Origin of the sequence: Amycolatopsis sp. lyj-108, assembly GCF_046549005.1 — a bacterium.
Classification (GTDB): Bacteria; Actinomycetota; Actinomycetes; order Mycobacteriales; family Pseudonocardiaceae; genus Amycolatopsis.
This window is the reverse complement of the sequence record NZ_JAJPWQ010000014.1, coordinates 257,910-272,385: the sequence shown is the minus strand read 5'-3', so window position 1 is coordinate 272,385 and position 14,476 is coordinate 257,910. Positions and strand designations below refer to the sequence as shown.

Here is a 14,476-nt window from a genome sequence, read left to right as displayed (position 1 = left end):
GGCGCTTCTCCGCGAGTGGTCACTCGGGCAGCAGCGCCAGCTCGGCCAAAGCCTGCTCCCGCCGGGCGGTGAACGACGGCTCGGGGGACAGCTCGACGGCCAGGGTGAGGCATTCCCTTGCCTCCTCGAAAGCACCCGCTTCCCGCCAGGCCCGCCCTTCGCGGAACGCGCAGATCGCCTCCATCGCGTCGAAACCGCCTTCCCACGAGAGCCACCGGCTGGTGCGGTAGTAGCCCGCCGCTTCCCGCCATTCGGCGAGATCCCCGAGCACGTCACCGATGGCGCGCAGGGACAGGGCCTTCAGCATCCGGCGGAGGCCGGGATAGGTGTCGGCCGCCAGCCGTTCGGCGTCGGCGAGCACACCACGGTGGACGGCGAGCGCTTCGGCGTGCTTCCCAGCCGCGCGCAACGCGTACCCGTAGACGTTCCGCGCCGAGCTTTGCCCGTCCCAGAACGGTAATTCGTCCGCCAGTTCGTAGCCGCGTTTCGCGAATTCGAACGCTTCGGCGTCCTCCCCGACGTACCGAAGTACCTGACCGAGGTAGATCGACGCCCAGGTCTGCTCGGTGCGGTCGCCGATCCGGACGGCGATGTCCAACGCGCGCCGGTGCGCCTCGACGGCACCTTCGGCGTCGTCGAGGCAGACACTGCACGCCCAGCCGACGAAGTTGAGCAGTTTCGCCTCGTCCCCGGCGTTACCGAGCGCGCTCGCCGCGGCCGCGCCGAGGGAGAAGATCTCCCACCACGGCCGCTGGGAGCTCCGCCCGTCGGAGTACCAGTGCAGCGCGATGGCGAGGTCGCCGACCTCCCGGTGCCAGCCCTTCCGTGCCGCCACCCGGTGCGCGGCGATCCAGTTCCCGGCCTCGATGTCCAGCCAGCGCCCGCTTTCGTCCCGCGAACCGAACCGGCCGGTTTCCGGAGCCCGCGGGTAGAACAGCCTGGCCGCCTCGGCGGCCTTGCCGAGCAGATGGGCGAGCACGATGTCCCGCACGGCAGGCTCTTCCTCCGCCTCGAACCGTTCCTCGGCGAACAGGCGGATCAGGTCGTGGAACTGGTGCCGTTCCGGATTCGCGGTGGCCTGCAGGAGGCTGGCGTCGACGAGTTCGTCGAGCTGATCGCGGACGTCGGCGGGGGCCGCGCCGGACACGACGCCCGCGAGTTCGAGGCCGAAGTCGGCGCCAGGCACGGTCGCCAGCCGCCGGAACAGCCGCCGCGCCCCGGCCGACACCGCGCGATAGGACAGGTCGAACGCCGAGCGCAGTTGCAGATCTCCCGCCGCGAGCGCGCGCAGCCGGGTGCCTTCGTCACGCAACCGGTCGGCCAGGTGGGCCAGTGACCACTGTGGCCGGGTCGCGAGCCGGTTGCCCGCGATCCGGACGGCGAGCGGAAGGAAGCCGCACAGTTCGACGAGTTCCCGCGCCGCCGCCGGCTCCGCACGGACCCGGTCGGCGCCGATGATCCTGGTGAGCAGACCGGTCGCGCCGCCGTCCGAAAGCGGTTCGAGCCCCAGCCACCGGGCACCTTCGAGCCCGGCGAGCGTGCGGCGGCAGGTGATCAGGGTGAGGGAGCCCGGCCCGGCGACCAGCAGCGGCCGGATCTGCGCCTCGTCGGCGGCGTTATCGAGCAGCAGCAGGACTTTCCGGCCTTCGAGCAGCATCCGCAGCAACGCCGACCGGTCGTCTTCGGAGGCGGGTACCTGTCCCGGCGCGACGTCCAGCGCGCGCAGCAGCCGGTCGAGCGCGGCACGGGCGCTCAACGGTTCTTCGTCCATGCCGCGCAGATCCATCGCGAAGACCCCGTCCGGGTACTCCGCGCGCCAGAGATCCGCCGCGGTCACCGCGAGCGCGGTCTTCCCGACCCCGGCCTGTCCGACGATCGCGACCACGCCACCACCCTCGGCGGCCTTCGCGGACAGCTGCGCCAGTTCGCTTTCGCGGCCGGACAGATCCGGCGGCGGCGTGGGCAGCGCGCAGGTCGCCGCGACCTGGGCGGCCAGCGCCGGATTCCGGCGGCGTCCCTGTTTGGCGACGGTCAGGAAGAACTCCCGGTCACCGCCGGTGAGGCCGAGCGCGTCGGCCAGCACCTCGGCGGAGCGCTGCTGGGCGGCTCGCGCGCGGCCGCGTTCCAGCTCGCGCAGGGCACGGACGCTGATCCCGGAGGCCTCGGCCAGCCGTCCCTGTGTCCAGCCCGCGGCCCGCCGGTGTTCGAGCAGCAGCTTGCCGAACACCGACCGCGTCTCGCTCGCCTCCACGGGTTCCACCGCGGTCCATTCAACCGGCAGGCTTCCGCCGTCGAAAAGCTGCCCCCTGCTTCCGCTTGTCCCGGCTTCGCCGCGGCCGGTTACCTGGAACCCATGTCGACGATCATGACGACGCCCGTCCGCCCGGTCGCCAGGACCGAAGGGCGCCGGGAGATCCTGGTCGCCGTGCACGCCGACGACCCGCTCGTCCGGGCGGGCCTGCGCAGCGCGCTCGGCGACGGCCCCGGCATCACGTTGCGGGACGACCCGGCGCAGGCCGATGTCCTCGTCGCGGTCGCGGGGGACGAGCCGCGCCGGATCCCCGCCGGATCCACCCGGCTGGTGCTGGTGGCCGATCAGCCCAACCAGGCCGAACTGTGGGCCGCGGTGGAACGCGGGCTCGCCGTCGTCGTCGCGCGCTCCGAGGCGACGCCGGGACGGCTGCTGCGCGCGGTCGCCGACGCCCACGCCGGCCGGGGCGATCTGCCCGCCGATCAGCTCGGCAGCCTGCTGCGGGGGATTTCGCGGCTGCACAAGGAAGTTCTCCAGCCGCGTGAGCTCACCCTCAGTGGCCTTTCGCCGCGCGAGACCGAAGTGCTCCGGCTGCTCGCGGACGGATTCGACACCGGTGAGATCGCCCGGCGGGTGGCCTACTCCGACCGCACCGTGAAGAACATCCTGCACGGCCTGCTCAGCCGGTTCGGTTTGCGCAACCGCACTCACGTCGTGGCGTACGCGCTCCGCGAAGGCCTCATCTGACGAACGGCTTCAGATCACCCCTTCGCGGATCGCGTACGCCACCGCGTGCGATCGGTTCCGCAGGCGCAGCCGGTCGGTGACCGCGTAGATGACGTTCTTCACCGTTCGTTCCGAATAGGACAGTTCGGTGGCGATCTCCTGGGTGTCGAATCCGTCGGCCATCAGCCGGAGGACGTCGATCTCCCGTGACGAGAGCGCCGATCCGGCGGGCGTGCTCGGCGCGAGCACCCGGTTGAGCCGCTCGGCGTGTTCGGTCAGCCTGTCGAGCAGAGCCGACGTCGGGCTCACGGTGCCCGACGCGGCGACACGGACGCTGTCGGCCACCCGCGAATCGGTCATCGCCGACCTCGGCAGGATGGCGACCACCCGGCACGCCACCGCGGCCGCGAGCCCGCCCTCCTCGATCAGGTCGGTCACCAGCACGATCGGCTTGCCGAGTTCGACGGCGACCTCGCGCAACGCGGCGACCGCGTCGGCCGAAAGCCGGTCGAAGGCCGCGACGACGACATCGGTTTCGTCCCGTGCCCGGCCTTCGACCACCGCCACGGACGCGCGGGTGTCGAGTAGGTCGACCATCCCGGCCTTCGTGATGGGGTCCAGGGCGCAGACACTCACCCGAACTGCTCGCATGTGTCCCTCTTCTGTCGCGGACGGCCTGCTGTCCACTGTGGATCCTCGATTTGTCAAGGGCCGCCGGTACAGAAAGCGTTGCCCGCATGAGCGAGCGCACCTCTTGTACGGTGGAAATCGGGTGGCGGCCCGCCTCGGTGACCCCCACACCTGATGGTGGGTCGCTCCCTTTTCCCGCGCGGCTCGCGGCGATTCTCGCCCGCCGTGCCTGCCCCGGCAACGCAATCGGCCGCGTCCTGTTTCCCGCGCCAGCCGAGAATGGCCGAAGGGGCATCCCCTCGCCGTGACCATGACCCGTGCCCCAAGAATCAGGCCTCCGACCTGTGCAAACGCCACTTTGGCGCAAGATGGCACCATCTGGCACTTGCCATGGCGCCACCGTGGTGCCATGATGGCATCATGGACTTGACGCCCTTTGTGGACACCGTTCGCCGGGAGCTCGCCGTCGCCGCCGAGGCGGGGGGAGCGGAGGCGAGCGCGCTCGCCGAACGCCTGACCGCGCCGCTCGCGTCGGCCATCCGTCTGGCGCTGCTGGACGCGTTGTCCGCGGCGTCGGACGAGATCACCCGCGACCTCGCGCCCGGTTCGGTCGAAGTGCGGCTGCGCGCCGGGGAAGCCAGCTTCGCCGTCACGCTTCCCGCGGCCGAGCAGGACGGGCCGGTCGCGGCCGCGACACCGGAACCCCCGGCGCCCCCGCAGCCGCCGCTGCCGGACGAAGAAGGAGCCACCGCCCGGATCAACTTCCGGCTTCCGGAGCACCTCAAGGCACGCGTCGAGGAAGCCGCCGCCGCACAAGGCCGTTCGGTCAACGCGTGGCTCGTACGGGCCGCGTCCGCCGCGCTCCAGCCGTCGGAACGGGCCACCCCGCCCGCCCCGGTGAGCGGCGGTCACCGGGGCACACAGCGTTACACCGGCTGGGTCAGCTAGACCCCGCTTACCAGCACAAACACCGATCACACCACCTTTGAGGGGACAACCATGCCTTCTTTCGCCACCCCGGAACCCATTCTCGCGGACCTCGAGCCGGTCGTCGGCAACGTCCGCATCGTCGCGGGCGACCGCACCGAAACGGTCGTCGAAGTCGCCCCGCTCGACGAGAACAACGCCTCCGACGTCGACGCCGCGAAGCGGACCGTCGTCGAATTCTCCGGCGGCACCCTGACGGTCCGCGCGCCGAAGATGCGCCTGCTCGACTTCAGCAACCGGACGAGGTCGATCGACGTCACCATCGAATTGCCCGCCGGTTCCCGGGTGCAGGGGAGCACCGGCCTCGGCGACCTGACCGCGACCGGGCGGCTCGGTGCCTGCCGCTACAAATCCGGGACCGGGCACATCCAGCTCGACCACGCGGGTGAGCTGAAACTGCACTCCGCGTCCGGGAACATCGTCGTCGAGCACGTCGACGGCAACGCCGACATCAGCACGAGCTCCGGCCGCGTGCACGTCGGCGGGATCAAGGGCACCGCGGTGGTCAAGAACTCGAACGGGTCCACCACGATCGGCGCCGCCGGTGACTCGATCCGCCTCCGTTCGGCCAACGGCGACATCACCGTGGAAAGCGCCGAAAGCGGCGTCGAAGCCAAGACCGCCAACGGTTCGGTCCGCGTGCTCGACGCCGCCAGGGGGACGCTCACGCTCGGGACATCGTTGGGGGACATCGAGATCGGCATCCGCGAGGGCAGTGCTGCCTGGCTCGACGTGAACACCAACTTCGGCCGGGTCCTCAACGACATGACCGCCGCCACCGCGCCCGGCGACGCGACCGACAAGGTCGAAATCCACGCCGGCACCGCCGTCGGCGACATCATCGTCCACCGTTCCTGACCCGACGGGTCCTTGCACTTCAGGGGAAACCACATGAGACACCCGGCCATTTCCGCGACCGGACTGCGCAAGTCCTACGGCGACAAGGTCGTCCTGGACGGCATCGATCTGCACGTCCCGACCGGCACCGTCTTCGCCTTGCTCGGCCCCAACGGCGCGGGCAAGACCACCACCGTCAACATCCTGTCCACTTTGGTCGGTCCGGACGGCGGCGCCGCGACCATCGCCGGAGCCGACCTGGCCACCGATCCGGACGGGGTCCGTTCCGTCATCGGCCTCACCGGCCAGTTCTCCGCGGTCGACAAACTGCTCACGGGCGAGGAAAACCTGTTCCTCATGGCGGACTTGCACCATCTGCCCCGCCGCGAGGGACGCAAACGGGCCGCCGAACTCCTGGAACGGTTCGAGCTGACCGACGCCGCGAAGAAGACGCCGTCCACCTTCTCGGGTGGCATGCGCCGGAAACTCGATCTGGCGATGACGTTGATCGGTGACCCCAAGGTCATCTTCCTCGACGAGCCGACCACCGGCCTCGACCCGCGCAGCCGCCGCACGATGTGGCAGATCATCCGGGACCTCGTCGACAGCGGTGTGACGATCTTCCTCACCACGCAGTACCTGGAGGAGGCCGACCAGCTCGCCGACCGCGTCGCCGTGCTCGACGGCGGCCGGATCGTCGCACTGGGCACCCCCGACGAACTGAAGCGCCGCGTGCCCGGCGGGCACATGCAGCTGAAGTTCCCCGACGCCGTCTCGCTGCGCGACGCTACCCGCGTCCTTCAAGTGTCCACTTCGGACGAAGAAGCCCTGGCGCTCCGCGTGCCGACCGACGGCACCGTCACCGCCCTTCGCGCCGTGCTGGACCGGCTCGACGCCGAAGCGGTCTCCGTCGACAGCCTCACCGTGCACACCCCCGACCTCGACGACGTGTTCCTCAGCCTCACCGGTCACCGGACCGAAGCGACCAAGGAGATGGCCCGATGACCGCCCTGTCCCTCTCGATGCGCGACTCGGCGACCATGCTGCGCCGCAACATCCGGCATATGCGACGCTATCCGTCGCTCACCATCATGCTGATCGGCCAGCCGATCGTGTTCCTGCTGCTGTTCGTCTACGTTTTCGGCGGCACACTCGGGAACGGCCTCGGCGGAGGAGGCGGCAGGGCCGAATACGTCGGCTACGTCACGCCCGCCATCCTGCTCCTCACCGTGTGCAGTGCCGCCCTCGGCACCGCCATCTCGGTGGCGACGGACATGACCGAAGGCATCATCGCCCGGTTCCGCACGATGGCGATCAGCAAGGCTTCGGTACTGACCGGACACGTCGTCGGCGCACTCATCCAGACGGCGTTCGCCCTCGCCGTGGTCTTCGGCGTCACCCTGCTCATCGGCTTCTCGCCGACCGCGGGCGTCGGCGAATGGTTCGCCACCGTCGGCCTGCTGTTGCTGCTGACCGTCGCGCTCACCTGGCTGTCGGTGGCGCTCGGCCTGGCGGCCAAGAGCGTGGAGACGGCCAGCAACACGCCCATGGTCTTCATGCTGCTTCCCTTCCTCGGCAGCGGTTTCGTGCCCACCGACTCCATGCCCGCCTGGCTGCGCTGGTTCGCCGACTACCAGCCGTTCACTCCGGTCATCGAAACCATCCGCGGTCTGCTGCTCGGCACCCCGATCGGCAGCAGCGGCTGGCTCGCGGTCGGCTGGTGCGTGCTGCTTTCGGTCGTCGGGTATGTGTGGTCGAAGTCCTTGTTCGCGAAGGAACGCGACCGCTGAGAGGTCGACTGGGGGTCGCCCCGGGCCGGAACCTTGGTGTTCCGGTCCGGGGCGCTGTTCTTTCTCGGCGCCATCACCCTCCACCACGTGTGATCCGAGGAGCCCGCCAGCCACACCGGCGACGGGCCCTCGTCATGCCCGGCTTGAAGTACATGAAGGGGTCCTTCATGTACTCGGGAGCGCGTGAAGGCCCCCTGCAGCAAGAGAACGACGCCCCCAAAAGAACCCCCCAGCGGGCTAGACGCATCCGACCCCGGACGGACGCCCGCACACGGCTCCCACTCCTAGCCTGAACCCACGATTTCCGCCCATCAGCAAGGAGCCCGGGTTGCCCAAGAAGACAGCCATCGTGGCGGCCCTCGTCCTGGCCGCAGCCCTCGCCCCGGCAACGCCCGCCACCGCGTCGACGCCGTCGATCACCTGGCACGGCTGCACGACCGGTCCCGGTGACAGTCTCGGCGCCGAACTGGACAAGGCCGGTGCGCAATGCGGCGAGGTCGGCGTGCCGGTCGACTACCGGCGGCCGCGGGGCCGCGAGATCACCGTCGCGCTGGCACGGATCAAGGCCACCGATCCCGCGCGCCGCCGCGGCGCGGTGCTGCTCAATCCGGGCGGGCCGGGTGGTCCGGCGATGGAGTTGGTCCTCGCCGGGGCGTCGATGCCGGAGATCGCGGCGGAGTACGACCTCGTCGGCATGGATCCCCGGTTCGTCGGGCGTAGTTCGCCGCTGCGGTGCGTTTGGAACACCGACACGTTCACGCGTTCGGCCGGGCCGGACGTCAGGTCGTTCGGTGAGAGTGTTGCTTTCGCGAAAGAGTTGGCGCGCGGCTGTTCCGGCAATGATCACGAGCTTCTGCGGGCCGCCTCCACCCGTAACACCGCCCGGGACATGGATGTCGTGCGTGCCGCGCTCGGCGAACGGAAGATCTCCTACATCGGTGCCTCCTACGGGACCTACCTCGGCGCGGTGTATCTCCAGATGTTCGGCGCGCGGGCCGATCGGTTCGTGCTCGATTCGTCGGTCGATCCCGAAGTGTTCGGGCCGGGTCTGCTCCGCCCGACCGCTCCGGTGCTCGACGCGGCGTTGAGGAACTGGGCGAAGTCCGCCGCGGGACAAGGACTGGGCGAGCAGACCGTGCGGGACATCGCCCGAGCGGCGGAGCGGCGGCCCTTCAAGGTCGGGAAGTACACAGTGGACGGTCATATGGTGCCGTATCTGTTCTTCGCCGGCCTCTATGACGACCGGCCCAAGTCGCAAGCCGAGTTCGCCACCACCGTGCGGACACTCCGCGATGCGGTGGGGGGTCTTCCCGTCACGCCTTCGGCGGCGTTGAACGCGCTCCTCGACGGCCTGACGACCGGATCCGGCGCCGCCACCGACCGAGCCGGGACGCCGGTCGTCTGCGCGGATCGGGCGGCTTCCCGTGCCCCGGCGACGTACTACCGGGACATCCAGGCGCATCGGTCCGCCGAGCCGCTGTTCGGCCCGCTGGCCCGCAACATCACGCCTTGCGCGTTCTGGCCCGTGGCCCCCGCCGAACCCGCCACCCGGATCCACAACAGTTCACCGGCCTTGCTCCTCGGCTCGACCGGCGACCCCGCGACGCCCTACGCGGGGCAACTCGCCATGCGCAGGGCGCTCGCCGGATCGCGCCTGGTAACGGTGGAAGGCGCGTACCGCCACTCGGTCTTCTTGAAGGGCGACGCGTGCGTCGACGGTGCGGTGCGGGACTACTTGCTGAGCGGAGCGCTCCCCGCGGACCGGACCTGCCCCTGACTCCCGCAGGCGAGATCGTGCCACGGCCGCGCGCCGGAGACCAGGAACTCCGTCGCGAGGTCGTTGGCGCATTCGTTGTCCTTGAACAGGTACGCCAGATGCCCACCCTGGTCGACGGTGACCATCCTGGCGCGGTCGCCGAATGCCTCACGCAGTTTCCGCGCTCCCGCCAGCGGCGTGGCCGGGTCGCGGAGGTTCTGCACGATCAGCACGTTCGACGGGCCGCGGCCGGTGATCTTCACCGGCGGTTCGATCGGCTCCGACGGCCAGAACACGCACGGCGTGATGTTCGCGGCCGCCGCGCCGAACAGCGGATGGCGGAACCGGTCGATCGCGACGTTGCGCCGGTACGTCCCGACGTCCTCCGGCCAGTCGGAGTCGTTGCAGATCACGTGCAGCTGGCTCGCGAGGTAGTTGTCCGACGGCCAAGGCACGCCGGTGGACGACCGCTTGGAGGCGGCGGGCGGTACGGGTTTCCCGGTGTCGAGCGCGCGCCAGGTCTCGGCCAGATGCGGCAAGCTGTTGTCGTAGTAGAGCTCGGCGAAGGTGACGTGGCGGAACACCTGGCCGTTGTAGCCGTCCGGGCTCGGCGTCCTGTCCAGCCGCGCGGCGAGCTCGAAGTACTTCGCCGTCACCTGCGCCGGCGTCCGGCCCAGGCCGTATTCGGGCTTCGACGCGGCGAACTTTGCGAAGTCGGGGAACCGGTCATCGACACCCTGCCCGAACAATCGCGAGAAGGAGGCGTCCCAGCCGCCGGGGCCGGTGGCGCTGTCGATCAGGAACCGGTCGCTGCGCTCCGGGAACAACGACGTGTACACCGAACCGAGGTAGGTGCCGTACGAGATGCCGAAGTAGTTCACCTTCCGCTCGCCGAGTGCCTCGCGGACGCGGTCCAGGTCTCGCGCGGTGTTGGCGGTGGTCATGTACGGCAGGAGCGGCGCGGTGGCCGACGAACCGCATTTCGCGGCGACGGCGGCCACCCGCTGGGCCTCCGTCGTCACGTCGGCGGAGTCGCGCGCGTACCTCGGGATGTTGGTCGGGTGCTCCGCGGTCGACAACCCGCAGGTCACCGGTGTGCTGTTGTGGACGCCTCGCGGGTCCATCCCGATCACGTCGTAGGTGTCCAGCACCTCCTGCGGGATGTTCAGCTTCTTGAGAATGGCCGGATAGGCCAGGCCTTCACCGCCGGGGCCGCCGGTGTTGGTCAGCAGCACGCCGCGGCGCTTTTCCGGCTTGGTGCTCGCGAGCCGTGAGATCGCGATCTCGATGGTCTTCCCGCCGGGGTCGCGGTAGTCCAGCGGCACCTCGATGGTGCCGCACTCCAGTCCGAGGCCCGCCGCCTCTTCGGGGCACGGCCCCCAGTTCGGCGGGGGAGCCGCGGACGCGACGGCGGGGGTCGCCGCGGTCACCAAGGCGGCCGCGAGAACGGGAAGCAGGGCTTTGCGCATGCTCATCGGCGCGGCTCCCAGCGGAAGAGCTTCGAAGCCAGGACGACGGCGACGACGACCCAGGCCAGTGTCGGGGCGAGCAGGAGCAGCGAATCGGTGACCGCGACGCCGCCGTTCCAGGCGTTGACGGCGAGTTCGGTGGCCGAACCCCCGGGAAGCAGCCGCTTGAGCAGCGGCAGCTCGTCGGTGCCGGAGATACCGACCCAGCTCGCCACGGCGAGGACACCGAGACTGACCGGCAGGGTGGTGACCTGGGCGTGCTCGGGTGAGTTGGTCAGGCCCGCGGTGGCGAGGCCGAGGCCGATCATCATGGCGACGGTGGCGAGTACCGCCACGACCAGCAGGGCGATGTTCGCGGGCTTTCCGGTGACCACGCCCAGCACGGTCATGATCACGGCCACCTGGACGAGCGCGATGACGGTGACCGGCAGGACCAGCCCGGCCAGGATGGAGCCGTCACCGGCCGCGGTGGAGCGCAACCGTTTGAGGAACAGGTTCTGCCGTCGCGAGGCGAGCGTGGTCACCGAGCTGGCGTAGAGACCGAAAGCGCAGACGGTGAACATCACGATCGCCGCGATGTAACCGAGACTGCCGATCTTGGCGAAGGTTTCGTGCTGGTAGATGAAGAACGCGGAGACGGCGACGGGCATCACGAAGCTGGTGATCAGGACGGAGCGGTTCCGGAAGATCTGGATCAGCTCGCCACGGGCTATCGAAAGCATCATTTCAGTCCTTTGTGGAGAGTCGGTTAGTCGTTGTCGATGGCGCGGAACACGTCGTCGAGCCGGGTCGGTCCCGCTTCGAGGTCCTGCAGGTCGATCGCGTGGTCCTGCGCCCACCGCAACAGGACGTGCAGGTCCTTCTGCAGGCCGTGGGTCTCGATGACGAACTTCCCGTCGGTCTCACGCCTGCCTTGCAGAGGCAGCGCCGGAGCCGAGGGCGGCAGCGAGAACCGGATCACGGCGGGCAGCGTCCGCGTCAGTTCGGAGACCGTGCCCTCCCGGTGGAAGGTCCCGCGGTGCATCAGGCCGACGCGGTCGGCGCGCTGTTGCGCCTCTTCGAGGTAGTGCGTGGTGAGCACGATCGTCGAACCGTCCTCGCGCAGTTTGTCGACGGCGTCCCACAGCGCGTCCCGCGACTGGATGTCCAAACCGGTCGTCGGCTCGTCCAGGAACACCAGCCGCGGCGAGCCGTACACCGCGGTCGCGAAGTCGAGCCGCCGCTTCTCGCCACCGGAAAGCTGTGACACTTTCGTGTCGGCCTTGCGGGTCAGGTCCACGATGCCGAGTACCCGTTCGAGCCGGTCCGTGCGCCGGGTCAGCGTCCCGATCAGGCGGACCGACTCCTTGACCGTCAGATCCGGTGAGAATCCGCTCTCCTGCAACATGATCCCCATCTCGGGGCGGACGGCGGCGCGGTCACGCGGGCTCTTGCCCAGCACCCGGACCGTGCCGGAGGTCGGTGTCCGGTGTCCTTCCAGGGTTTCGAGGGTCGAGGTCTTCCCGGCCCCGTTCGTGCCAAGCAAGGCATAGAATTCGCCTCGCCGGACCTGGAAGGACAGGTCCTTCACAGCGTGGAAGTCGCCGTATTTCAGGTTCAGCCGCTCAACGTCGATCACTGGTGTCATACCCAGATCTCACCCGCCGGGGCCCGGCAAGGGCAGTGCCGTCACGTCACCACCGACCCATGACGTGGTGTCACTGGTGCCCGCCGTCGCGGAGGGCCGATACTGGTCCCATGTCTGATGTGGACACCGAGCCGGCGCAGGGAAAGCTGCGCAGGCTCAACCTCACCATGTTCTTCCCGCTGCTCGTCGTCGGCGGGGTGGTCGTGGTGGCGTCGGACGCGCGGACCTGGTGGCAGGCTCTCGTCCTGGGCGCGGGCGTGCTGGCGGCCATGATCGCGTTCGTGCGGTGGGCGGCGGGGGAGGTCCTGCGGGTCGCGATCCCGTGCCTGATCGTCACGGCGGCCGTGTGGCCGTTCTCGGTGCTGGTGGCGGGCGGCAGTTCGGCGTTCTTCGGCGTCTTCCTCGTGGGCTCGCTCGTCGTCCCCCAGTTGCCCCGCCACCGGGTCGCGGCGGCTGTCGCGCTCATCGCGTACATCGCGGGCGTGGGCGCCATGCGGCTCCTGGTCTCCGACGAGGACGTCACCGGTGAGCTGACCAGCTTCGTCTTCGTCCCGGCCGCGATCACCGCCGTCGTGCTCGGCCTCATGTTCCCCAACAAGCGGTTCTACGACGTCGTGAAGGAACTAGAGGAGTCGCGCGAGCGGGAGGCGGAATTGGCCGTGATCCGCGAGCGTGTCCGGTTCGCCGGCGATCTGCACGACATCCAGGGGCACACACTGCACGTGGTGAAGCTGAAGACCGCGCTCGCCAGGAAGCTGGTGGACATCGACGCCGAACGGGCCAAACAGGAACTGGGGGAGATCCACGCGCTCGTGGCCGACACGATCACCCAGACGAAGGAGCTCGCCTATGCCCAGCGACGGCTCAACCTGTCCGCCGAACTGGAGAACGCGAGGAACCTTTTCGAGGCCGCGGGGATCCGCGTGCGCGTCAACCGGGAGGCCGACGTCGATCCGGAGGCGGGAAGGCTGCTCGGCCAGGTGCTGCGTGAGACCACGACCAATATCCTCCGCCACGCGCAGGCGACCCGAGTGCGGATCACCCTGTCGGAATGGAGCATCAGTATCGTCAACGACGGTGCTCAGCGAGGGCCGCTGCCCGAACTCCGAGGGCTCGCCGCGCTCCGGCAACGCGTCGCCGCGGACGGCGGCGAACTGACGGTGGAACAGGAAGACGGGCAGTTCGTGACGGCCGCGTCCTTCCCGGCCAGGGAGGAATCATGACCACGGTGGTGCTCGCCGACGACGAAGCCCTGCTGCGCAAGGCGATGGCCGCGCTGCTCCCGCTCGAAGGCGAGATCACCGTCCTGGCCGAAGCGGAAGACGGCGAGCAGGCCGTCGAGGCCACCCTGCGGCACGAGCCCGACGTCCTCGTCATCGACCTCGAAATGCCCGGCGTGGACGGCCTCGGCGCGGTCGCGGAGATCCGCCGCACCCGGCCGAACCAGGTCATCCTCATGCTGACCCGGCACGCGAAACCTGGCGTCCTCCGCAAAGCACTCAAACTCGGGGTGCAGGGCTTCGTCAGCAAGGCGGCCGAGCCCTCGCACATCACCTTCGTCATCGCCGCCCTGCACCAGGGCAAACGCTGGATCGACCCGGACGTCTCCGCGCTCGCCGTCGTCGACGACTGCCCGCTGACCGAGCGGGAACTGGAGGTGCTGCGGGTGACCGGCGAAGGCTATTCCGTCGCCGAGATCGCCGCCCGGCTCCACCTCGCGCAGGGCACGGTGCGGAACTATCTCTCGAACGCCATGCAGAAGACCCAGACGCAGACCCGGCACCAGGCGGCAAGGTACGCCCGCGAGCACGACTGGCTCTAGCGTGGCCGGACGTGGGCGCGCTCGCCCTGCGGTCCGAACAGGACGAGGGTTTCGACGGCGTGACCGTCGGCCGAGCCGAGCCAATGCGGCAGCGCGGTGTCGAACTCGGCGGCCTCGCCGGGCGGCAGCACCAGGTCGCGGTCGCCGACCACCAGCCGCAACCGTCCATTGAGGACATACACCCATTCGTAGCCGCCGTGCGTCTTCGGGCTGGGTTCCGCCGGTTCGTCGCGGCTGGGGATGAGCATCTTGAACGCCTGCACCCCGCCGGCGCGCCGGGTGAGCGGCAGGAACGTCATGCCGTGGCGGTGGATCGGCTGCAAATGGATGCGCGGGTCGCCGGTACGGGGAGCGCCGACGAGGTCGTCGAGCGGCACGCCGTGCACGCGGGCCAGCGGGAGCAGCAGTTCCAGCGTGGGCCGCCGTCCGCCGCTTTCCAGCCGTGACAACGTGCTTTCCGAGATCCCGGTCGCCACTGACAGTTCGGCCAGTGTCAGGCCACGGTGTTTGCGCAGGGCACGCAACCGGGGGCCCACCGAGTCCAGTACCTCGTCCGTCTCGTCCGCCATGCCGTCGATCTT

14 protein-coding genes are annotated in these 14,476 nt (G+C 69.6%); 8 read left to right on the top strand and 6 right to left on the bottom strand.

What is annotated here, in order from left to right; translation table 11 throughout:
- Positions 1-19: 19 nt before the first annotated feature.
- On the bottom strand, positions 20-2,260 hold the full coding sequence (locus ACLJO0_RS38400; protein WP_410584415.1) for an ATP-binding protein: 2,241 nt from the start codon (positions 2,258-2,260) through the stop codon (positions 20-22).
- Between the two features lie 93 nt (positions 2,261-2,353).
- Here ACLJO0_RS38400 and ACLJO0_RS38395 point away from each other — a divergent pair, with 93 nt between their 5' ends.
- Entirely contained in the window at positions 2,354-2,998 is a 645-nt protein-coding gene (locus tag ACLJO0_RS38395; protein WP_125795198.1) for a helix-turn-helix transcriptional regulator, read from the top strand.
- Positions 2,999-3,007: 9 nt separating this feature from the next.
- Here the strand turns inward: ACLJO0_RS38395 and ACLJO0_RS38390 are convergent, their stop codons facing one another.
- Complete coding sequence (locus ACLJO0_RS38390) at positions 3,008-3,574, bottom strand: response regulator transcription factor (protein ID WP_410584530.1); 567 nt, start codon at positions 3,572-3,574, stop codon at positions 3,008-3,010.
- Positions 3,575-4,027: 453 nt separating this feature from the next.
- Here ACLJO0_RS38390 and ACLJO0_RS38385 point away from each other — a divergent pair, with 453 nt between their 5' ends.
- From ACLJO0_RS38385 to ACLJO0_RS38365, 5 genes are all read left to right on the top strand, one after another.
- The gene (locus ACLJO0_RS38385) at positions 4,028-4,555 is read left to right on the top strand and encodes a toxin-antitoxin system HicB family antitoxin (RefSeq protein ID WP_410584412.1); all 528 of its coding nucleotides are present in this window, start codon (positions 4,028-4,030) and stop codon (positions 4,553-4,555) included.
- 51 nt (positions 4,556-4,606) lie between these two features.
- Positions 4,607-5,452, top strand: a complete 846-nt coding sequence (locus tag ACLJO0_RS38380; RefSeq protein ID WP_125795199.1) for a DUF4097 family beta strand repeat-containing protein — start codon at positions 4,607-4,609, stop codon at positions 5,450-5,452.
- Between the two features lie 33 nt (positions 5,453-5,485).
- Entirely contained in the window at positions 5,486-6,436 is a 951-nt protein-coding gene (locus ACLJO0_RS38375) for an ATP-binding cassette domain-containing protein (RefSeq protein WP_410584410.1), read from the top strand.
- A complete protein-coding gene (locus ACLJO0_RS38370; protein ID WP_410584408.1) occupies positions 6,433-7,221 on the top strand; it encodes an ABC transporter permease in 789 nt (262 codons plus the stop codon). Before ACLJO0_RS38375 ends, ACLJO0_RS38370 begins: the two co-directional genes overlap by 4 nt.
- A 328-nt stretch (positions 7,222-7,549) precedes the next feature.
- Positions 7,550-8,998: an alpha/beta hydrolase gene (locus tag ACLJO0_RS38365; RefSeq protein WP_410584406.1), complete on the top strand. Its 1,449-nt coding sequence runs from the start codon at positions 7,550-7,552 to the stop codon at positions 8,996-8,998.
- Here ACLJO0_RS38365 and ACLJO0_RS38360 read toward each other — a convergent pair.
- The 3 genes from ACLJO0_RS38360 to ACLJO0_RS38350 are packed head-to-tail and all read right to left on the bottom strand — an operon-like array spanning position 8,953 to position 12,073.
- Positions 8,953-10,446, bottom strand: coding sequence for an alpha/beta hydrolase (locus tag ACLJO0_RS38360; protein ID WP_410584528.1), 1,494 nt, complete (start codon positions 10,444-10,446; stop codon positions 8,953-8,955). The genes ACLJO0_RS38365 and ACLJO0_RS38360 overlap by 46 nt on opposite strands.
- A gap of 2 nt (positions 10,447-10,448) precedes the next feature.
- Positions 10,449-11,168, bottom strand: a complete 720-nt coding sequence (locus ACLJO0_RS38355; protein WP_410584526.1) for an ABC transporter permease — start codon at positions 11,166-11,168, stop codon at positions 10,449-10,451.
- A gap of 26 nt (positions 11,169-11,194) precedes the next feature.
- Positions 11,195-12,073: an ABC transporter ATP-binding protein gene (locus ACLJO0_RS38350; protein ID WP_199749061.1), complete on the bottom strand. Its 879-nt coding sequence runs from the start codon at positions 12,071-12,073 to the stop codon at positions 11,195-11,197.
- Between the two features lie 119 nt (positions 12,074-12,192).
- Between ACLJO0_RS38350 and ACLJO0_RS38345 the strand changes: the two genes are divergently transcribed.
- Both ACLJO0_RS38345 and ACLJO0_RS38340 read left to right on the top strand, forming a co-directional pair.
- On the top strand, positions 12,193-13,296 hold the full coding sequence (locus ACLJO0_RS38345) for a histidine kinase (protein WP_410584524.1): 1,104 nt from the start codon (positions 12,193-12,195) through the stop codon (positions 13,294-13,296).
- Positions 13,293-13,895, top strand: coding sequence for a response regulator (locus ACLJO0_RS38340; RefSeq protein WP_410584403.1), 603 nt, complete (start codon positions 13,293-13,295; stop codon positions 13,893-13,895). The genes ACLJO0_RS38345 and ACLJO0_RS38340 overlap by 4 nt, the downstream gene beginning before the upstream one ends.
- Here the strand turns inward: ACLJO0_RS38340 and ACLJO0_RS38335 are convergent.
- On the bottom strand, positions 13,892-14,464 hold the full coding sequence (locus ACLJO0_RS38335; protein ID WP_410584401.1) for a helix-turn-helix domain-containing protein: 573 nt from the start codon (positions 14,462-14,464) through the stop codon (positions 13,892-13,894). The genes ACLJO0_RS38340 and ACLJO0_RS38335 overlap by 4 nt on opposite strands.
- Between the last annotated feature and the right edge of the window lie 12 nt (positions 14,465-14,476).